We start from the raw sequence: 19,841 nt of genomic DNA on the forward strand, positions 1-19,841 counted from the left end.
TCAACTCTATCAACAAATGCAAACATTTGTTCGCATGATCGTTCAAAAAAATTTGCAACGTGATCGAAAAAAATGGCTCACCGCCACACGGTGAGCCATTTGCGTATCACACCTGGTATATTGCAAAGATGTTGCAAGCAAAGTGCTGACAGCACGTTCACTTCTGAAGCGACTTGCCCGTAGACACCGTTTAGCGCCGCGCTTCACGCGGCTTTGCCGGTTCCAAGTTCACGCGCGTGCCATTGATGCGGCTCTGACGCAGCGCCTCGTAGACAAACGGCGCGCTTTCCTGCTCCACTTCAATAAACGTAAACCGATCAAAGATGTCGATCCGGCCGATGGCTGCGCCAGGCACACCCGCTTCGTCGGCGATGGCGCGCACAAAGTCTGCTGGGCTCATGCGAGCTGTGCGGCCAATATTGACAAAGAAACGCACCATGCCCGGACGAGCGCCCGTATCGCCAAAGTCGTAGTCCTCGCCATCTGGACGCTGCGCGTCGCCAGCGGTGGCCACCTTTAACAGCGCCGATGCGAGATCCACCGGATCGTAGTCATCTACCAAATTTCCTAGAATCGCGCGATAATGGCCAAGGCCACCTTCGTTCAACACTTCGACGATGCGGTTGCGCCAAATTTCCGCTTGGCGTTCTGCCACATCCTCCAGCGACGGAACTTCGCGCAAAATCATGCTCGCTTTGGTCTCGCGCTCGATTTGTTTAAGCAACTTAAACTCACGCGGCGTCACAAGCGTGATGGCCAAGCCGTGCTTGCCAGCGCGCCCCGTCCGACCGATGCGGTGCACATAGGATTCAGGATCCTGCGGGATATCGTAATTGATGACGTGTGTGACATCGTCCACATCGAGACCGCGCGCGGCGACGTCGGTCGCGACCAGCATTTCAATTTCATTCTTGCGAAAACGCCGCATGACTCTGTCGCGCTGCGCCTGGCTCAAATCGCCATGCAGCCCATCAGCGAGATAGCCGCGTGCGAGCAGCGCTTCGACCAACTCATCCACACCGCGCTTTGTGCGGCAGAAAATGATGCCCAACTGCACTTCTTCGCTGTCCGCAATCCGGCAGAGGCTCTCCAGTTTATTGCGTTCAAGCACTTTGTAAAAAACTTGATCAATACGTGGAACAGTCATCTCACCGCGATTGACTGTCACATGCTTCGGATCTTTCATATAACGTCCAGAGAGTCGTTTGACCTCAGCTGGGAATGTTGCGGAGAAAAGCAGTGTTTGGCGCTCATCTGGCGTTTCACGCAGAATGCTTTCAATGTCCTCAATGAAGCCCATATCCAGCATTTCGTCCGCCTCGTCCAAGACCACTGTGCGAACTTGGCTCAACTTGAGCGTGCCGCGGCGAATGTGATCGAGCACGCGGCCAGGCGTCCCAATGACAATCTGCACACCTTGTTTCAAAGCGCGGATCTGGTGACCAATCGACTGTCCTCCATAGATGGGAACGGAGCGAACCCGCTTGTATTTTGCGATTTTGCGAACTTCGCCAGCGACCTGAATCGCCAATTCACGCGTTGGTGTCAATACAATTGCCTGAACATGCGGATCTTGTGTGACGCGATCAACCAGCGGAATCCCAAAAGCAGCCGTCTTCCCAGTCCCAGTTTGGGCCTGACCAATCACATCAACCCCTTCTAACACCAAGGGGATACATACTTTTTGAATGGGCGATGGCTCTTCAAAGCCCATATCATGAATCGCCTGTGCCACGCGGCGATGTAGTTCAAATTCTTCAAATGCTGACATGATCTCACCTTTCTGAATCAAAGACATGAGCGTTTTGCAAAATGGCATGCGCCATTGAATCTGGCAAGTGGACTCCAATGCCAGACAAATCCACATGTTTTTGCAAACGCCGTGCTACACAACCCGAAAATTCAGGGAGAATTCCCGATTTCCGGCGCATGTTGTTGCATGCGATTAAGCAGTCGCCACAACGCCTGTTTACACGTACGCAAACGCACCTGCTGACGTGAAACACGATATTGCAATCGAAAAACTTCCGTTCCACTGGCATCTGCGACAGCGACAAAGACAAGGCCGACTGGTTTGTCAGCCGTGCCGCCCCCTGGACCTGCAATGCCTGTAATGCCAATTCCGTAAGTACTCTGTAGACGTGATCTGACGCCTTCTGCCATGGCTTTCGCCGTTTCCTCTGATACCGCGCCCTTTGTTTCGAGCACATTCGCTGGAACGCCCAGCAGCGCTTCCTTCACATGGTTGTCATATGCGACAATACCGCCGAGAAAATAAGCTGAGCTACCAGGAATATCTGTAAACATCGCGGCGAGCATGCCGCCCGTACAACTTTCCGCTACGCCGATGGTCGCGCGCTGTTCCTCCAGCATGCGTCCCACGACGGTTGGCAATGTGTCATCGTCAACCCCATAGATATACGAGCCAAAACGCCTGCGAATGTCCGCCTCAATCGGCGCGATTTTCGCTTTTGCCGCTTCTTCACTCCCTGCGGTCGCAGTGATGCGCAAAAGCATTTCGCCTTCACCGGCAAGCGGCGCCACGGTCGGGTTCGCAGACGCTGTCAAATCGCGCACCTGTTCATCGACATCCGATTCGCCAATGCCACAAAAATGCAAAATACGAGAAACGAGCGCCTGTGAGCCGCCAAAGACGTCCAATAGTTTCGGGAGGACATAGTCCCGCAACATAGGTTGCATTTCAAGTGGCGGGCCAGGCAACAAGAAGAAATGCACATTCTTCGCAAAGATATATTGTCCAGGCGCAGTCCCATTGGGATTGGGAATCAATTCGCCACCTTCAATACAATAAGCTTGCTTCCGATTCTCTTCTGGCATTTTCCGTTGTCTATGAGCAAAATATGTTTCAAGCTGCGCTAAAGCCTCATTGGATAAAACCAATTTCCGAGCCAAAAATGCCGCCAAGGCTTCTTTTGTCAAATCGTCTACAGTGGGACCGAGGCCCCCCGTTACAATCACAACATTGGACCGCGTTACCGCTGTTTGATATGCGGCCTGAATCCGTGCTTCATTGTCACCGACTGCAACGTGATGGTACACGTACAATCCATGTTTGGCAAGTTCCGCAGAAATAAACCGTGCATGGGCGTTGTGAATTTGGCCAAGTAAAATCTCCGAACCGATTGCCAGCAGTTCGGCGCGACACGCGTCTGACATGCGCCATCATCTCCAGTACTTCAGTCTGTCACACGGATGATGCTTTTGTTCTTTAAGAAATAATCAAGTCCCGAGACGACTGTTATTAACACCATGATATACAGCATCAATTCTGCAAACGGAAAGCCCAGCGCAGAAAAAGGGAAATTGTTCACAATCAGCGCCACCATTGCAATCATTTGCGTCGCCGTCTTCCACTTTGCCAACTTGCTGGCGGCGATGACGATTCCCTCCGCCGCCGCCACAAGCCGGAGGCCAGTGACCGCGAACTCGCGACTGATGATGATAATGGCGACCCAAGCCGGCATTCGCTGCATCTGGACAAGGCTGATGAGCACAGCAGATATCAGCAACTTGTCAGCAAGTGGATCGAGAAATTTGCCAAAATTGGTCACGATTTGGCGTTTGCGCGCAATATACCCATCCAGTCCATCTGTGCTTGCTGCGAGAATGAAGATAAGCGCAGCGATGATTTCGCTGCCTGTCGTCGTCTGCTGATTAATCGTGATGGACCAAAAATTGTAGTGGATGAGGAGTACCAAACTGACGACAGGAACCAGAAAAATCCTGGCTATCGTAATGCGGTTAGCCAGATTCAAAACTTCACGCCCCCATCCAAGCGATTATCAACACCATCTAGTTTAGTTATCATCTGTTTTATCAACGATAATTCGTGAACTGCAGAGGCGCGTCAAAGTCTTGACTTTGCAACAGTTGAATAATTTGTTGCAAGTCGTCGCGACTCTTGCCGGTCACCCGTATCTGATCACCTTGAATTTGAGCCTGTACCTTTACTTTTGAATCTTTGATGACTTTCGTGATCTGCTTGGCGACAGTTTGATCTATCCCCTGTGTGAGTGTAAACACTTGCCGCACCGTCCCCCCGGCGGCAGGTTGAATCTTGCCCGGTTTTAAAGCTTTGAGCGAAACATCCCGCTTGATGAGTTTGGTGTGGAGTACGTCGAGCAGTTGTGACAACTTGTATTCATCATCGGAAATGAGCGTCAGCGCTTCGTCCTCTACCCGAATCTCACTCTTGCTGCCTTTGAAATCAAACCGCGTTTCGATTTCGCGACGCGCTTGTGTCACGGCATTGTTCACTTCTTGCAAATCCACTTTGGAAACTACGTCGAAAGATGCTTCTTTAGCCATTCTATCACGTCCTTCTACCGTAAAAATAAAGTCGGCACCTTCGTGCCACCCCATCCGCGCTGCCTCGATTGACTGGCATCTTCATCACGTTGCCGGTGCGGAACGACGCATGGCGGTCTTATGAACTTTGTCTCTGAATTTGAATTGTGACAGGTGTATTGGTATCTGGCAATGTCAGTGGCTTGCCATTGACCGTGATGGTTACACCTTGGACATGCCCAAGATTAAACTCGATGGTCTGGTTCGCGTCGAACGTCTGTGACTGCCCTGGGTTCACAATGTCGTTGCCATTCAAAACTTTTCCGCCATCGCCTGTAACCGCCATCCAACATTGACCAGACGTCACTTGCACAACAACATGCAACTTCTGGACATTCCCAACCAGATATGGATGCGCGCCGCCCGTAAATGGCTGTGCCGTAATGGTGACAGGCTGCTTCGGCGGTTTCTTTGTCGTGGTTGTATGCTTTGTCGTATGGTTGCCCGTTTGGTTCGTCGGTTTGTTCTGCGTCGTGTTCGCGGGCGCAGTCGTGTTATTTTGCCCCGTTTGATTGCCGGAGGTGGCAGCCTGCGTGGGTTTCCCCCCATCCATATGACGGTGCAAAACCACATATCCGCCGCCGACCACCACCAAGGCGGCAACAATAATCAGCACCTGACCAACCGCGCCACCAACGCGCATCCGCTCTTTTGTCTCCCGATACTGCGGCGTCCTCTTTTTGGGTTGCGCAGACGATGATTTGTCTCGTTCCGCGATCTCCGCTGTCGGTTTTTGTGGACTTGTACGCGCTTCTTCCTCAACATTGGCTTTCGGAGGTGGTGGTGTTGCCGCTGGCTGGCGCCTGACAGGTGTCTCAACCGGTGCTTGCTCATGTTTGTCTGGCTCGTCCAAATCGCGCCCATCGACATACTTCTGCAGCAAATCGAAACCATCAAGCCCTAGCACATCCGCATAACTGCGGACAAAGCCTCGTGCGTACACGCGGCCAGGCAGACTGCTCCAGTCACCTTCCTCAAGGGCAATCAAATATCGTTTGCGGATTTTCGTCTTTTCCTCAATTTCATCTAAATCATAGCCAATTGCTTCTCTCTTCGTACGCAGAATGCGGCCTAGTTCTCGCAACGATTACCCTCCTTCACTATGTGGTTCACTCATTGGACCAAGCGGATGCTTCCTGTTCAAATACGTCATAGCGTATATCTTCATGCGTTTCCCGCCGCAGTTCGATAATCAAGTCAAATAAATCCCAACGAAACCGAGATCTACTCACAAAAATGTCTGGATGCTCAATGACAATTGGAGCAGGCATACGCAAGATTTCTTCAACACACTGCAGGTGTTCTTCGTCCCCCCGCAGCGCTGAAACCGCCCCATCAATAATATACACGAAACGGTCGGATAAAAAATCATTCGATGGCAATTCGCGCATGATGGTCTGTCTCAGCAGTGTCGAAGATACAAACAGCCACCTTTTGTTGGCATATACACTTGCGGCGACAATCGATTCCGTTTTCCCCACCCGAGGCTGTCCCCGCACACCAATGACCTGACGTCCCGGTTGCTTCAGCAATTCGCCAAGGAAATCGACAAGCACCCCTAATTCGTCCCGCACGAAGCGATATGTGCGGGTTTGCGCATCACTTCGCTCGATGTAGCGGCCGTGACGGATGGCCAACCTATCCCGCAGCGACGGTTGCCGCAGCGCTGTCACCTCTATATCATCCATCGAAGACAACATCGTCTGCAGCACATTCAAACTATCAGGTCGATCCGTCTGTATGAGAAATCCCCTGCTGTGCTCGGAAACCCCTGCCAACTGCAGAATATTAAAGCCGAGCATGCCCAAGAGAGAAGCGATATCCCCGAGAAGTCCCGGCCTGTCTCGACGGATGTGATATTGAAAATAGTACTGCGCTTGGCCCTGCACTTGTTCGGTGTTGGACACTATTCAACATCTCCTTTTTCAGACAATGCCAAACTTCGTTTGCAACATTTGTCTCGTAGCCGCCGGCAGATTTTGAAAAGCGGCTTGCCACTGCGCCGGAGCCTGTGCCAGTGATGGTTGCAGGGTATGCCAAGCGCTCATCACCTGACTTGGCAACTGTCCTGTGTCCAATAAAACGGAATTCTGGTCAACCACACTTTCTGCACGCGCCTGCCATTGTCCTGTCGCAAATTCAGATAAGACGTTTTGTAAGTGCGACGACCCAAGATGTCCTGGCTTGACGGCAGCATTGGGAACGTCTGAAGCATCATCCACGTCAAAGATGACCGGAGCGGTTTCCTGCACGGTCTGCAACAAACTCGCATTCAATTGTCCAGCCGCAGCGATGGCGGTCACTGTCGGATAAATTGGCGTGACATTGGCCGTTGTCCCATTTAGCGGCGTCATCGGCTCGATATCAGCGTTCGGATCTTCAGTGAACAGTCCCGCAAAAAACGCCTTTTGCGCGTCTTTTGACACATTCCCTTGAACATAACCAAAAATCGGTTGTTTCGTCAGTTGTAGGGCCTGCACCTCAGTCGTGGCCCATGTACCAGCGAGGGAGCCAATGGCAAAAGCGACCGCATCTTCATCTTGCACAATGGAACCAATCTCTGAACTTTGCAGCGAGGTCAACGTCTGATTGCTCACCACTTCGAAATGTACATTTGGGTGCGCTGATGCAAGTTTTTGAATCTCAGCTGTGAGTGGATTCGCATTGTCAGCAGCAATCAAACATAGGCTGACATGCCGGTTTTTTAGCGCAGAGGTCACGTTTGACGCAAACGACGCCGTCGTCGCTTGAATGGTCTCGACACTCGTCAACTGTTTGCCTTGATTGGATTGGAGATCTTTCGGTGCGACAAAATTGGGGTTGTCCACCAAGATAACCGCGCCGGCAGACTTGGTCACGTGTGGTTTCATCGCTGCCAGATCTGGCGCACCACACCCAGATACCATCAGGGCGGTCAAGATGATACAAGAACTTGCTATGTATGGCTTGCTGACTTTCATGTTAGTTGTAACTCCTATCAAACACCTAGACCGCCATATGTGATGCCCTCCGTACCAGCAGCATATGAAACGACCAGTCATTTAAGGCATCGCAGATGGCGTTGTACGAAGGTGTTTCTGGTCTTGGCTCGAATATTCAAGTATACCCACATTGTCTTTCATTCACCTGCCATTGTATATCAGTCACGCACAAAATGCTTTATGCAACTTTACGTATTCCATCATGAAAATACAGCCACCCCTCTGTATGCACATCTACCATGCCGACATTTTCACGATGCAGTTGGCTCAGGAGGCCTAGATATGTGCTTTATCTCATTGAACTTCCTCTTGCCTTTGCGCCTTTTGCGCAACATAATGAAATGGAGAGGGTGAGTGATTTGGCCAACTTTCAGGGAGAGCATTTATCGGTTGCAAAAGCGCTGTACCAATTGGAGTCCTATCTGGAGCAGTTGCATGCATCGTTTAATATTTACCAACTGTACGCCGCGGCATATAAGGAACGCAGAGGAAGCCAGTACGACGAACGATGGCTCTATTGTCTAGATGACAACCCAGAAGTGGAAAACTGCTTGGATGAAGGATTCACTTTGAAAAGCATCGTCGATACGTTGCTGCGCACAGGTCACGAGCCGATTGTACGCGCACTGATGCGGGCATTTCGCCGTGATCACATCGCCATATCGCAGCTCTACCTCATTGGGGCAACACCGCGGCGGCGCGGCTGACAAGCGCCGCCCGTCACGAATTCTCCACTTCCAGCCAAGCGGCGTTCGCGCTGTCACCCGCCACTTGCGTTCCGTGCATGAGCGCTGTTGCGATATTCCCCGCTGTCGTCGTGGCGGCCAGTTTCTCATACGCGTTTTTCCCCAATCCGGCCTGACCAACTATGTTGCCATCCTGCATAAATGTGAGTTCAGCCTGGCTAACCGGTTGCTGGCTGGTGTAAATATCTTGGTAATACGCGTCGACCGCGGCATTCACCTGCTGGTTTACGCTCTGACCATCCGATTCTCCTGTGTCTAAATCAACCATAGCCGATACCGTAAATTGCCCATCCCCAGCACCGTCTGGCAGAACCACCATGTCAAACAAACCGTCGACATCAGCCAGCTTTTTCGTCAAAGTGTTTATCATCTGGTTGGATGGCGCCGTATCCGGTTTTTGATGCTGGGCTGCTGATCCGGATGTCGCATTTGCCACTGCAGAGTGGGAATCTACCTGTGGAAAAACCTTGCCGTCCACATACACAAAGACGCCAAGGCATAACGCCCCTACAACCAAATACGCTTGCCACAAGCGCCCTTTGAACGCTGTCCGCCCCATGCTTGTCCATCTCCTCGTCGAGTCAAATACGTTGGGACATGTGAAAAAGTCTTCTCGGCATCCAATCTGGTGAATGGATTTTCACATGTCCACTACAAGGTATATGGACAACGAAGGGCTTGTATCACTCCTGTGTGCGAACGAATGATGATTTTGCCTGCAACCACTGCTCTTTTGAAATCATCACTTCGCGCGGCTTGCTGCCCTCAAAGGGGCCGACAATTCCGCTTTGCTCCATTTGATCCACAATGCGCGAGGCGCGCGAGTAGCCAATGCGAAACCGCCGTTGCAACATCGATGCCGATGCCTGGCCCAAATCGACAACCAGATCTACTGCATCGGCAAACAGTGCGTCCAAGTCCGCCCCGGCGCTGTCCTCGGTTGTCTCTTCTTCGCCGCCATGGTTCAAATCAACGGTGTAGACCGCGTGTTGCTGCTCCTTGACGAACTTGACCAACCGCTCTATTTCTCCTTCCGAGACAAATGCCCCCTGTACACGCACAGCCTTCGATGCGCCAACGGGCATGTAGAGCATATCACCGCGGCCCAAGAGTTTTTCCGCGCCAGGCCCATCCAAAATGGTCCGCGAGTCGTGCATGGATGACACAGCAAAAGCGATACGGCTCGGGATGTTCGCTTTGATGAGCCCCGTGATGACATCGACGGACGGCCTTTGTGTGGCCACAATCAGGTGAATCCCGGCCGCGCGGGCCATTTGGGCAATCCGACAGATTGCATCCTCGACATCACCAGGCGCAACCATCATCAAATCGGCCAACTCATCGACGATCACGACGATGAACGGCAACGGCTCCAGTCCTTCGTCCCGCAGCAACTGATTATATCGCCCAATATCGCGCGCGCCCCGTTCTGCCATCAATTGATAACGGTTCTCCATCTCCTGCACGACTTTTTTTAGTGCAAAGGCGGCCTTGCGCGAATCTGTGACTACAGGCGCAAGCAAATGTGGAATGCCATTGTAGACACTGAGCTCCACCATCTTCGGGTCAATCATCATCAATTTCACTTCGTGTGGCTTGTGACGCATCATGATGGAAGCGACGATCCCGTTGATACACACACTTTTCCCCGCGCCTGTGGCGCCTGCGACCAGCAAGTGAGGCATCTTCTGCAAATCGCCGACAATCGGCGCACCTGATATGTCGCGGCCCAAAGCGAGCGCCAAATGAGCATTCGTCTTTTGAAACTCCGGCGAAGCAAGCACTTCGCGCAGCGAGACTATGGCCACTTCCTCGTTTGGCACCTCAATGCCAATCACCGATTTGCCTGGAACGGGCGCCTCCATACGAATGTCGCGCGCAGCCAAGGCGAGTGCGATATCATCCGTCAATCCTACAATCCGCGAAACTTTCACACCTGCCGCAGGCTGCAATTCATAGCGTGTGACGGTGGGACCGCGGCTGATCTCCAAAACGCGCGCTTGCACACCAAACGATTGCAGGGTTGACTCCAGTTTTTGCGCATTGGCCTGCGCGCCGCGCTGTGAAAAATTCTTGCCGCTGTTTGGCGGCAGCGTGAAAAGCGAGATGGGCGGCAGGCGAAAATTCTCGTCATGCACAATTGTGCCTACCTCGTAATCCCCTTCTGGCGCATGTTCTCGCTGCGGTGGGGTGGTCGGCTTTTTCAGCGGCGCATCCGGAAACCGCATCACCAATTGATTGCCCATTTGCTCAAGCGGCGGTTCAGCAGTTGCCGTTCCTGCGGCGTCAGTGGTTTCTTCGCGCAATGGGCCAGCTCGATGCGTGAAATCATGGATGACCGGCGCCTCAAATTTAGCCTGCGGCCGAACGGCCTTTGACCCTTGTACAGCGTCGTCGTCTTCATACACTTCTCCATCTACAATGAGCTCCGGTTTCTTGCGGCGGGATTTTCCCGGCGGAATCTGCTCAACCTGATCATCAGTATCCCTATCGGATCGAAACAACACATTCACATGGCTGCGGACAGACTGCCACAGGCTCCCCATCAGACCTTCGGTCCAACCTGTGCCGCGTTTGACCAGATTGACCAGCGACGTCTGCAAAGCCAGCGCAATGCCAATCAAACAACCTGCCGTGATGACCAAACGCGGCCCCACTTCGCTTGTTCCAGGCGTGTTGAACAATGCGTGCAGAATGGCAAAGACGCCATATCCCAAAAACCCGCCGCCGGCCCGCGGCGGCGCACTGCCAGTTGGCTGAAAAATATATTGACGCAAATCAGACAGCGCGTTAAATTGCGCTTTATAGAGGGGAATACTTTCATATGTTTTTCCGTAAAAGTCCATTTCCATGAAAGCGAGAAAACACAGTAAAATGATCAACAGGCCAACATGTCGGCTGTCCCATGGAAATCTTGTGCGGCGAATCATCATGTATAGGGCGGCGTAGCCCACGAGAATCGGGATCAAAAAATACCAGCTGCCAGCCAGGTAAATACTTGCTACCGCAAAGATTTGACCAACTAGGCCCAAGCGACCCAATGCGAGCGCGCTTGCCGTCAACATGGCAAGGCCTGTGACTTCATATTTGAGGATATTTTTTTGCTGTTGTTTTCGTGCCACGCTTTACCCACCAGCCTTCATTTCATTGCTGACTGTTTCGTGGCTGCATGCCGCTTTTCCTGCTCTTGCCCTTGTATCGTTGATACTGGTGGGGAAAATAGAGACACGTTCAACGATGTTTCCTAAAATCCCATCATCAATCATCAAAAGGCCGCTTAAAGCGGCCCCGCTTCAAGGTGATATCTCCACCACTACGCTTCCCGAGCGACCCCTACCCGCAGGAACATGTGAAAAAGTCCCCCTCGTCATGATTCAATCTGATGGATCATCACACGTCTCCACGGTAAGGCATCCCTGGTTGCCAATCCTCGCGCAGGTAATCCCTCGCGTGTGGACTGATGAGGCGCGTGATGGTCGCAGTGCCGTCAGCGGCGCGCGCAAGGATGAGCCGCGCTTGGCCAACCATCACTTCTTCGATGGCGTTGTGCTCTGCATCTGTAGGCGTCGCGTTCGCAAATACTTCATGCTCGGATAAAATGGTCCAATGCATTACTGCATCATCCCCGTAGCCGCTTGTGTGGCGTCTTCTGCTTCTGCCGCCATCATCTCCTGAAGTTTGCGCATCGCCTGCCCCAAACCGCCCACTTCATCCACCAAGCCGTATTTTACTGCATCCTGTCCGACGACGGTTGTGCCAATATCCTTGGCCATCTGCCCCGTGTTCAACATCAAATCACGAAACTTTTCCTCTGTGATGTTGGAGTGCTCAATGACAAAGCGCGTGACACGTTCCTGCATTTTCTCCAGGTACTCAAATGACTGCGGAACACCAATCACAAGCCCATTGAGCCGAATCGGGTGAATGGTCATGCTCGCGGATTCGGCGATATACGTATAGTCGGAGCTGACTGCAATAGGTACGCCAATGGAGTGGCCGCCGCCCAACACCAGAGAGACCGTTGGCTTGCTGATTGATGCAACCAACTCTGCGATGGCAAGTCCAGCCTCGACATCACCGCCCACCGTATTTAAGACCAACAAGAGGCCTTTTACTTTTTCACTCTCTTCAACTGCAACCAATTGAGGAATGATGTGCTCATACTTGGTCGTTTTGTTCTGCGGCGGCAACACCATATGTCCTTCGATTTGACCAATGATGGTTAAACAGTAAATATTGCTTTCCGGCATCGTCGCCGGAGCTGTTGCGCCAAGCGCTTCGATATTTTCCGTTGTATGTTCATCTGGTGTTTCTTGCGCCTCGGACATGTTTGTGGACAAGCGCCGCATTTGCTGCAGAACATGCTCGATTGGTAAACCTCCGTTTGGTTTCACCCTCATCCACTCCTCTCTTCGCCCCTTAGTATGAACGTCGAGAGGAAATCAGATGCAGAAATGGGATACGCGAACGACAAAAAAGGCCATCCAACAGACTGGCGACGCGGTCTGCTGGATGGCCCCTTTTTCACTTTGTCAAACTTATGCCTCCATGATGATGGGCAATATCATCGGACGGCGACGGGTCTGTTCAAACAGATAACGTCCAAGCGCATCGCGAACGGCGGTCTTCAATGAGGACCATTCGCTGATGTTATCGGAGACCAGACGAGCCAGTGTATTTTCCACCAACCTGTTCGCCTCTTCGAGCAACGCCTCTGACTCCCGCACATAGACGAACCCGCGCGAAATGATATCTGGTCCAGACAATACTTGCCCTGTCGCTTTCGACAACGTGACAACCACCACGAGAATGCCGTCTTGAGACAGCAGTTTCCGATCACGCAGGACAATGTTGCCGACATCGCCGACGCCAAGTCCATCGATCATCACGGTACCTGCGGGCACCTTGCCCCCGAGCCGAGCGCGTCCATTTTCGAATTCGACCACATCGCCCAAATCGGTGATGAAAATGTTTTCCGCTTCGACACCGACATCAATCGCCAAGTCGGCATGTGTGCGCTGCATGCGAAACTCGCCGTGAACCGGCAAAAAGTACTTCGGCCGAACCAGCGAAAGCATCCACTTCAAATCCTCCTGGCTGCCGTGACCAGAAGCGTGCACACCGCGATAAATGACGTTTGCCCCTACGCGAAACAGTTGATCAATCGTGCGCGCGATATACTTTTCGTTTCCCGGAATGGGCGAACTGGCAAAAACAACGGTATCCCCCGGCAGAATTTCAATCTTCCGGTGCGCTGCGCGAGCCATCCGCGTTAAAGCGGACATTGGTTCGCCTTGACTGCCAGTCGATAAAATCACCAGTTTTTCCGGATCCATCTTGTTGATATCATCCACGTCCACCATCGTGTCGGGTTGAATTTCAAGATATCCCAATTGGACACTCGTCTGAATGTTATTGACCATGCTGCGACCCACTACGGCCACTTTTCGACCATGGCGCTCGGCCGCCTGAATCATCAATTGCAGTCGATGAATATTAGAAGCAAATGTCGACATGATGACGCGTCCAGGCGCGTTCGCGATGATCTCGTTTATTTTTACACCGACGGTTTGCTCCGAGGGCGTATAGCCAGGGCGTTCCGCATTCGTGCTGTCCCCTACGAGCGCCAAAACACCGCGAGCGCCAAAAGCAGCCAGTTTGTGCACCTCGGCGTGCCGACCATCGACCGGTGTTGGATCAAACTTAAAGTCGCCTGTATGAATGACGACGCCTTCAGGTGTGTCAATGGCAAAACCTGCAGTATCCGGGATACTGTGATTGACATAAAACAAAGAAATCTGGAAGACACCCGCATTGATCAAAGAATTGCCGTCGACGCGATGCAATTTCGCCGTATCCAACAGCCCATGCTCACGCAGTTTATTTTCTACAAGTCCCAATGTGAGGCCCGTCCCATAAACGGGAACATTCAAGTCCCGCAAGATATATGGCAAGCCACCGATGTGATCCTCGTGTCCGTGGGTCAAGAAAATCCCGCGGATCTTATCGCGATTTTCCACCAAAAATGTGATATCTGGAATGACTATATCAATGCCCAGCATATCCTCTTCTGGGAACTTCAAGCCGGCGTCAACGACAACCATGTCGTTCCCGTACCAATACAAAGTCATATTTTTTCCGATCTCGCCAACCCCACCAAGTGGAACGATGGAGAGTCGTGCTTTTCCTTTAGCCAATTTTGCACCTCCGCAATCAAAAATCGAGAACACAAATAAAAATTGTGCACAAGTTAACAGGGCTGTGTACGCTACACAGCTCACCACATGCGATCAAAAAGATTTCCTCAAGTTCGCACAGTTCTGTCCGTACGCCGATGAAAATATCGCTCAATCGGTCACACAGATCAGTCCGTTCATCCATCGATCTGAGTGATGATTCGCTCTTTTAGAAAGCCGCGCCAGTCACTATGTTGAGTATTATAACCCGGATTATGACGGCGCACAACCAACGTGATCATTCACATTATGTAAAAAATGTTTGTTTTCGCATGGAGGATGCTGAAAAAGTGGCGTCATGGACTTGACGCGCCATAAAGATCCTGTGATGGATACGCGTTTTATGGCATTATGCGATGACTTCAGGCATCGCCATCACGGTGATCAGGTGATATAACGGAAGCGAGATGACGGAGAAACGCGCGTTTCCGGCCATTACCACACGTTCTTTTCCTTGGGGTGCCTTGGAACATCGCCACGGCCCTCTTCAGGGCCGCGTCCATTGCGATGATGAACCAAGTGATTGAACAGACAATCAAATTTTGCCGAGTCGATGCAACAATTCCTGTAAGTGTGCTTCCAGCGCACCGGAAACTGGCAACAACGGCTGGCGAACGCTGCCGACGGGTTGCCCGATAAGCGAGAGCGCAGCTTTGACAGGCGCCGGACTGGAAGTCGCAAACAGGCCTTCAAACATCGGCAATAGGCGCGCGCTCCAAATTGCCGCTTCCTCGGTCTCCCCGTGCCAGAACAAATCCATCATTTGGCGCATTTCTGAACCCACCACGTGGCTCGCCACACTGACAACGCCTGCTGCGCCTAGGCTCAACATCGGCAGTGTAAATTTATCGTCACCGCTGTAAAGCAGGAAATCATCCGGTTTTTCTGCAGCAATATGCGCGATCTGCGTGAATATGCCACTCGCTTCTTTCACAGCAAACACGTTCGGAATTTGCGCCAAGCGAAGAATGGTGTCTGTCTCAATATTCACGCTTGTGCGCCCAGGCACATTGTAAATCATCACTGGCAAATCAATCGCATCAGCAATGGATGCGAAGTGGGCATACAGACCTTCTTGTGATGGTTTGTTGTAATAAGGCGCCACCAAGAGCAAGCCGTCTACGCCAAGCGCAACCGCCTCGCGCGACAGTTCAATTGACTGCTTGGTCACGTTGCTCCCTGTGCCCACAAGAACAGGCACGCGGCCGTCCACGGCGCGCAGCGTCGCCTCAAAAAGCTGCAATTTCTCATCGTGCGTCAGCGTCGGCGACTCGCCTGTCGTACCGCAAGCTAAAATGGCTGTGGTCCCCGTTCTTATCAGGTGGTCAATCAATCGCGAAAGCGCGAGTTCATCAACTTGTTCAGCCTGATTGAACGGAGTCACCATCGCCGTGATCAAACTGCCAAAATCCATACCGTCTCATCCTTTCTGTCACACCATCGCAGCCGCGAGACAAAACGAACGGTGCAACGCGCGCACGGCCGCGACCATATGCGAACCATCAACCAATACCCAAATGGTGGTATGGGAATCAGCTGACTGTAAAATTTCAATTTTCTCTTGCGCAAGCGCAGTGACAATGCGTGCCATCACGCCGGGAACCCCTGTCATGCCTGCTCCGACGACAGACACCTTTGCGCAATTGCGCCGGAGCTGTGGCTGATACCCCAATTCATCCAACAGCCGGATGGCGACATCCGCCACTTCATCGGCGACCGTGAAGGCAACTTGCTGCGGCGTCACCGAAATTAAATCTACAGAAATGCCGCGCTCGGCCATCAGCGCAAAAATAGACGAAGTTCCCACACCCTCGCCTTCCACGCGAATCTGCGCCACATTCGCCGTGTGCGCGATGCCCCACGCATTTTGGTTGACAAGCGCGCCATGCTCTAACTGGTGGGCCGATTGGGTCACCAATGTTCCCAGATCCTCTGAATGCGTGCTTCGCACGCGAATCGGGATGTTGCGCTGCATCGCAATTTCCACCGCTCTGGGATGAATCACTTTTGCGCCTTGATAGGCCAAATTGCAAATTTCGTTGTATGTGACCTGTTCCAATTGACGTGCCTCTTTTACGATGCGCGGATCCGCAGTCATAATGCCAGACACATCGGTGAAAATATCCACAACTTCCGCAGACAGCGCCACACCTAAAGCTGTGGCGGTGGTATCGCTGCCGCCGCGCCCCAGCGTCGTCAACTCGCCCGTTTCGTCTGCCCCTTGAAAGCCAGTGACAACCACAATCTGCCCCTCATTCAGCTTTGCGAGGATATGATCCGGCCGGATGTCGACAATGCGCGCATTGCCAAATTCACCGTTGGTCACAATCCCTGCTTGTGCACCAGTCAGCACGGTGACCGCATGGCCGCGGCTGCGCAACACACCTGCAAAAACAACCGCAGAAATCGTCTCCCCGCAGGCCATCAGCAAATCCGCTTCTCGCTTTGCCACCCCATCGGTTCCATCGAGCAACGACAACAAACTGTCTGTGGCATAAGGATCTCCGCGCCGTCCCATCGCCGAGACGACGACCACAACACTGTAACCGTCACTTCGCGCACGTTCGATATGCGAAGCGGCCGCCAAGCGCGATTCTGGCGTCGCAACCGACGTACCGCCGAATTTTTGCACCACAATTCTCATGCTTCCGAACTTCCTTTCGCTGACCGTCAGGCGCGCGCCACCAGCGCCTCAGCAATTTGCACCGCGTTCCAAGCAGCCCCTTTTAGCAAGTTATCAGCTACAACGAAGAACAGAAGCGTATGTGGATCCTCGAGATCCTGCCGAATGCGGCCAACATATGTCTCACCTGTGTCACTGGCCATCTGCGGGTGCGGGTACAGATAATTTGCCGGATCGTCAACAACGACTAAATTGGTCGCCGTGTGCATCTTCTCCCGGGCCACTGCCGCTGAAACTGGCGTTTGAAAACGAACCGCAACCGATTCAGCATGCCCGTAGACCACAGGTACACGCACCGCCGTCGGACTGACTGCCAATTCTGGCATTTCCAGAATCTTGCGCGATTCGTTGACCAGCTTCATCTCTTCTTTTGTGTACCCGTTGTTAAGAAAGACATCACATTGCGGCAAGACGTTGAATGCCATCGGATAATGCACATCCTGATTGGCGAGCGGGAAAATGGTTTCCTCCACCTTGCCGTGCTGCCGCCAGCTTTCGACTTCCTGCGCAAGCGCGTCAATCGCCGTTTGTCCCATACCGCTGACCGCTTGGTACGTGGAGATGACAACGCGCTCCAAACCAAACTCTTTCAGCGCATTGAGCGCAACCATCAACTGAATGGTGGAGCAGTTGGGATTGGCAATGATGCCTTGATGCCCATCCAGCGCATGTGCATTGACTTCTGGTACGACCAGCGGCACATGTTCAGCCATCCGAAAAGCTGAGCTGTTGTCGACGACAATGGCGCCGCGTTTCACCGCCTCCGGCGCAAAGCGCTCACTGGCACCAGCCCCTGCGCTGAACAACGCGATGTCCACATCCTCGAACGATTCCGGCTTGGCGACTTCAACTTGAATCGCTTGGCCCGCATAAGTCAGTGTCTGGTTTGCTGAACGTTCCGAAGCGAGCAATTTGATAGATTCAACAGGAAAACCACGCCGTTCGAGCGTGCGAATCATCGCCCGCCCGACTGCGCCTGTCGCACCTAAAATCGCTAGCCGGTATGCCGCTTTTCTCTCCATAACAAAATCTCCTTTGTAGACCGCCATGCGCACTGCGTCCCGCACCTGCAACATCAGAAAACGCCTGTCAACCGAGGCATCGCGGATGGCGCGGCACCAAAGGTGCCGTATTATTTTTTGGGTTAGAAGCCACTTAGAACTGGCTCAGACATGCTCACCATGACCAAGGATGCAAGCAAGCCGCTGCTTGTTTGTGAAAGACGCTCGGTCGTGTTTTACGTGAATCTGCGCCGCTCGGTGAGCTTTTATGACCTTGTCAGGACGGTCGCTCTTCGCGCCACCGTTCCAGTAACACTGGCTGCAGTTGACGCTTTTCAAGCGCCGCTGACAATGTTTCGGGAATCAATCGCATCAGTGATACGAGTGAGTTTATTTTAACATGTGGCGCATCCTGACCAAATGGTACAAAGAAAATGTTTTTCGTATTCACCAAACGAGCGATATTGTACATGCTCAAACCCAATCCGTCATTGGTCGAAATTCCCAGGACCAATGGTTTGTCATTGCGCAATGTGGATTTGGCCGCCATCAAGACGGGCGAATCGGTATTGGCTTGCGCCAAGCGACTCATTGAACTTGCCGTACACGGCGCAATTAACATAACATCCAATTTCTTGCTCGGACCAAGCGGTTCGGCTTCTGGAATGGTCGTAATGGCTTTCTGGCCCGTGACCTCTTCAATTTTACGGGCCCATTCGCCAGCTTCGCCAAAGCGCGTCGCCGTGTTCAACACATTGTTGGAAAAGACAGGAATGACTGTCGCGCCGAGATCGACAAGCCGCTTGACTTCTGGATAGATTTCTTCATAAGTGCAGTGGCTTCCTGTCACACCGAATCCAATTGTCTTATTTTTTAGCTCCATATGTCTTCCTCCCCGTGTAAACCATCTGTTTCCAAAGCGAGAATGCGGGATACAGACTGCGCGATAATGCGGCCGGCCGTCTTTGGCGCGACCAAACCAGGCAGGCTTGGCGCCAGAAGGGCTTTTAACCCACGCCGCTCGGCGTAACGAAAGTCGGTGCCGCCCGGCTTTGAAGCGATGTCGATGATGACACAGTCGTGCGACATCTCTTTTAACACCGCAGCCGTGAGAATCAACGCCGGAATGGTATTAAAAACGATGTCGGCTGTCGCGACAACCGATTCAATATCCTTCATCTCCACGGCTGCAAGTGACATTTCATCAACCCGCGCCAGGTCTGCAGCGCTGCGCGCGCATACGCTGACACTGGCGCCCATCGCCCGCAGTTTGTGCGCCAGCGTCTGGCCGCAGCGCCCAAATCCCAACACCACGACGCGAGCGCCGTGCAGCGTGATCTCCGTCTCCTTCATGGCGATGGCGATGGCGCCTTCGGCGGTCGGAATGGAGTTGGAAATCGCCACTTCATCCAGTTCCATCAGTTTGACGAGCCGCAGTGAGTGCGCCTGGCACCAGTCACTCAGCGTCTGACGAGCGATGCCCGTAAAAACAAACGTACCTGGCCGCAACGCGCGAAAGTGTTCTTCCGTCAAAGTCACAGGAGACGCTGCGAATTGTGTATCCACACGACCATCATTGTCCATACCAGCAATCGGCAGGACCAAGGCGTCGGCTTGGGACAATGTCGCTTCGGAAAGTTCGCCATGTTCAGTATCTGTAAAGGTGCGATGCATGTCAGAGAAGCCAATCAACGTTGCGCTTGCGTCATTTTCAATCACTTGCGCAATGACTTCCAACTGTCGAGCATCGCCGCCAATAAAAACAAGATGCTTGCCGGTCAGCATCGATTTCACCCCTGTGTGCCGAAGATAAATTGCATTCGAGT

The 19,841-nt window shown here is 52.6% G+C and carries 19 protein-coding genes; 1 reads left to right on the forward strand and 18 read right to left on the reverse strand.

From position 1 onward, the window contains the following. Positions 1 to 190 precede the first annotated feature (190 nt). The 7 genes from ACFSB2_RS07990 to ACFSB2_RS08020 form a co-directional block, all read right to left on the reverse strand. Positions 191 to 1,771 carry a DEAD/DEAH box helicase gene (locus ACFSB2_RS07990; protein WP_377942495.1) on the reverse strand — a complete coding sequence of 527 codons (1,581 nt, stop codon included), beginning with the start codon at positions 1,769 to 1,771 and terminating at the stop codon, positions 191 to 193. A 131-nt stretch (positions 1,772 to 1,902) separates the two neighbouring features. Next, on the reverse strand, positions 1,903 to 3,177 hold the full coding sequence (locus tag ACFSB2_RS07995) for a competence/damage-inducible protein A (RefSeq protein WP_377942496.1): 1,275 nt from the start codon (positions 3,175 to 3,177) through the stop codon (positions 1,903 to 1,905). A gap of 20 nt (positions 3,178 to 3,197) precedes the next feature. Next, positions 3,198 to 3,776, reverse strand: a complete 579-nt coding sequence (gene pgsA, locus ACFSB2_RS08000) for a CDP-diacylglycerol--glycerol-3-phosphate 3-phosphatidyltransferase (RefSeq protein WP_377942497.1) — start codon at positions 3,774 to 3,776, stop codon at positions 3,198 to 3,200. A 61-nt stretch (positions 3,777 to 3,837) separates the two neighbouring features. After that, complete coding sequence (locus ACFSB2_RS08005; protein WP_377942615.1) at positions 3,838 to 4,329, reverse strand: YajQ family cyclic di-GMP-binding protein; 492 nt, start codon at positions 4,327 to 4,329, stop codon at positions 3,838 to 3,840. A gap of 118 nt (positions 4,330 to 4,447) precedes the next feature. Next, positions 4,448 to 5,452, reverse strand: a complete 1,005-nt coding sequence (locus ACFSB2_RS08010) for a helix-turn-helix domain-containing protein (protein WP_377942498.1) — start codon at positions 5,450 to 5,452, stop codon at positions 4,448 to 4,450. Positions 5,453 to 5,477: 25 nt separating this feature from the next. Then, the gene (locus ACFSB2_RS08015; RefSeq protein ID WP_377942499.1) at positions 5,478 to 6,275 is read right to left on the reverse strand and encodes a DUF3388 domain-containing protein; all 798 of its coding nucleotides are present in this window, start codon (positions 6,273 to 6,275) and stop codon (positions 5,478 to 5,480) included. Between the two features lie 18 nt (positions 6,276 to 6,293). Then, on the reverse strand, positions 6,294 to 7,328 hold the full coding sequence (locus ACFSB2_RS08020; protein WP_377942500.1) for a hypothetical protein: 1,035 nt from the start codon (positions 7,326 to 7,328) through the stop codon (positions 6,294 to 6,296). A gap of 305 nt (positions 7,329 to 7,633) precedes the next feature. Between ACFSB2_RS08020 and ACFSB2_RS08025 the strand changes: the two genes are divergently transcribed. Then, positions 7,634 to 8,056, forward strand: a complete 423-nt coding sequence (locus ACFSB2_RS08025) for a hypothetical protein (RefSeq protein ID WP_377942501.1) — start codon at positions 7,634 to 7,636, stop codon at positions 8,054 to 8,056. 13 nt (positions 8,057 to 8,069) lie between these two features. On the opposite strand, the gene ACFSB2_RS08030 is transcribed toward ACFSB2_RS08025, so the two are convergent. The 11 genes from ACFSB2_RS08030 to dpsA all read right to left on the reverse strand — a co-directional run bounded on the left by ACFSB2_RS08030 (position 8,070) and on the right by dpsA (position 19,800). Continuing rightward, positions 8,070 to 8,654, reverse strand: coding sequence for a hypothetical protein (locus tag ACFSB2_RS08030; RefSeq protein WP_377942502.1), 585 nt, complete (start codon positions 8,652 to 8,654; stop codon positions 8,070 to 8,072). 124 nt (positions 8,655 to 8,778) lie between these two features. Beyond that, positions 8,779 to 11,217, reverse strand: coding sequence for an FtsK/SpoIIIE family DNA translocase (locus ACFSB2_RS08035; protein WP_377942503.1), 2,439 nt, complete (start codon positions 11,215 to 11,217; stop codon positions 8,779 to 8,781). Between the two features lie 3 nt (positions 11,218 to 11,220). Next, positions 11,221 to 11,361: a hypothetical protein gene (locus ACFSB2_RS08040; RefSeq protein ID WP_377942504.1), complete on the reverse strand. Its 141-nt coding sequence runs from the start codon at positions 11,359 to 11,361 to the stop codon at positions 11,221 to 11,223. 124 nt (positions 11,362 to 11,485) lie between these two features. Continuing rightward, the gene (locus ACFSB2_RS08045; RefSeq protein ID WP_377942505.1) at positions 11,486 to 11,707 is read right to left on the reverse strand and encodes a YlzJ-like family protein; all 222 of its coding nucleotides are present in this window, start codon (positions 11,705 to 11,707) and stop codon (positions 11,486 to 11,488) included. After that, complete coding sequence (locus ACFSB2_RS08050) at positions 11,707 to 12,444, reverse strand: ClpP family protease (RefSeq protein ID WP_377942616.1); 738 nt, start codon at positions 12,442 to 12,444, stop codon at positions 11,707 to 11,709. Before ACFSB2_RS08050 ends, ACFSB2_RS08045 begins: the two co-directional genes overlap by 1 nt. A gap of 189 nt (positions 12,445 to 12,633) precedes the next feature. Next, positions 12,634 to 14,292, reverse strand: a complete 1,659-nt coding sequence (locus ACFSB2_RS08055) for a ribonuclease J (RefSeq protein WP_377942506.1) — start codon at positions 14,290 to 14,292, stop codon at positions 12,634 to 12,636. Between the two features lie 574 nt (positions 14,293 to 14,866). Continuing rightward, positions 14,867 to 15,745, reverse strand: a complete 879-nt coding sequence (dapA, locus tag ACFSB2_RS08060; RefSeq protein ID WP_377942507.1) for a 4-hydroxy-tetrahydrodipicolinate synthase — start codon at positions 15,743 to 15,745, stop codon at positions 14,867 to 14,869. Between the two features lie 18 nt (positions 15,746 to 15,763). Further along, the gene (gene dapG / locus ACFSB2_RS08065; protein ID WP_377942508.1) at positions 15,764 to 16,975 is read right to left on the reverse strand and encodes an aspartate kinase; all 1,212 of its coding nucleotides are present in this window, start codon (positions 16,973 to 16,975) and stop codon (positions 15,764 to 15,766) included. 26 nt (positions 16,976 to 17,001) lie between these two features. Further along, on the reverse strand, positions 17,002 to 18,036 hold the full coding sequence (locus ACFSB2_RS08070; RefSeq protein WP_377942509.1) for an aspartate-semialdehyde dehydrogenase: 1,035 nt from the start codon (positions 18,034 to 18,036) through the stop codon (positions 17,002 to 17,004). A gap of 256 nt (positions 18,037 to 18,292) precedes the next feature. Then, positions 18,293 to 18,898 (reverse strand): dipicolinate synthase subunit B, encoded by a 606-nt coding sequence (locus tag ACFSB2_RS08075; RefSeq protein WP_377942510.1) that lies wholly within the window; start codon positions 18,896 to 18,898, stop codon positions 18,293 to 18,295. Next, a complete protein-coding gene (gene dpsA / locus ACFSB2_RS08080) occupies positions 18,889 to 19,800 on the reverse strand; it encodes a dipicolinate synthase subunit DpsA (RefSeq protein ID WP_377942511.1) in 912 nt (303 codons plus the stop codon). The genes ACFSB2_RS08075 and dpsA overlap by 10 nt, the downstream gene beginning before the upstream one ends. Positions 19,801 to 19,841 lie beyond the last annotated feature (41 nt).

The sequence above is a fragment of the Alicyclobacillus fodiniaquatilis genome (genome assembly GCF_042678105.1).
Taxonomy (GTDB): Bacteria; Bacillota; Bacilli; order Alicyclobacillales; family Alicyclobacillaceae; genus Alicyclobacillus; species Alicyclobacillus fodiniaquatilis.

What these genes read in the sequence shown, in the direction of transcription:
- ACFSB2_RS08050 (WP_377942616.1), bottom strand. Translation starts at nt 12,444, where the DNA reads ATGCGGCGCTTGTCCACAAACATGTCCGAGGCGCAAGAAACACCAGAT.
- ACFSB2_RS07995 (WP_377942496.1), bottom strand. Translation starts at nt 3,177, where the DNA reads ATGTCAGACGCGTGTCGCGCCGAACTGCTGGCAATCGGTTCGGAGATT.
- ACFSB2_RS07990 (WP_377942495.1), bottom strand. Translation starts at nt 1,771, where the DNA reads ATGTCAGCATTTGAAGAATTTGAACTACATCGCCGCGTGGCACAGGCG.
- ACFSB2_RS08020 (WP_377942500.1), bottom strand. Translation starts at nt 7,328, where the DNA reads ATGAAAGTCAGCAAGCCATACATAGCAAGTTCTTGTATCATCTTGACC.
- dpsA (WP_377942511.1), bottom strand. Translation starts at nt 19,800, where the DNA reads ATGCTGACCGGCAAGCATCTTGTTTTTATTGGCGGCGATGCTCGACAG.
- ACFSB2_RS08040 (WP_377942504.1), bottom strand. Translation starts at nt 11,361, where the DNA reads ATGATTGATGATGGGATTTTAGGAAACATCGTTGAACGTGTCTCTATT.
- ACFSB2_RS08075 (WP_377942510.1), bottom strand. Translation starts at nt 18,898, where the DNA reads ATGGAGCTAAAAAATAAGACAATTGGATTCGGTGTGACAGGAAGCCAC.
- dapG (WP_377942508.1), bottom strand. Translation starts at nt 16,975, where the DNA reads ATGAGAATTGTGGTGCAAAAATTCGGCGGTACGTCGGTTGCGACGCCA.
- ACFSB2_RS08070 (WP_377942509.1), bottom strand. Translation starts at nt 18,036, where the DNA reads ATGGAGAGAAAAGCGGCATACCGGCTAGCGATTTTAGGTGCGACAGGC.
- ACFSB2_RS08030 (WP_377942502.1), bottom strand. Translation starts at nt 8,654, where the DNA reads ATGGGGCGGACAGCGTTCAAAGGGCGCTTGTGGCAAGCGTATTTGGTT.
- dapA (WP_377942507.1), bottom strand. Translation starts at nt 15,745, where the DNA reads ATGGATTTTGGCAGTTTGATCACGGCGATGGTGACTCCGTTCAATCAG.
- ACFSB2_RS08005 (WP_377942615.1), bottom strand. Translation starts at nt 4,329, where the DNA reads ATGGCTAAAGAAGCATCTTTCGACGTAGTTTCCAAAGTGGATTTGCAA.
- ACFSB2_RS08045 (WP_377942505.1), bottom strand. Translation starts at nt 11,707, where the DNA reads ATGCATTGGACCATTTTATCCGAGCATGAAGTATTTGCGAACGCGACG.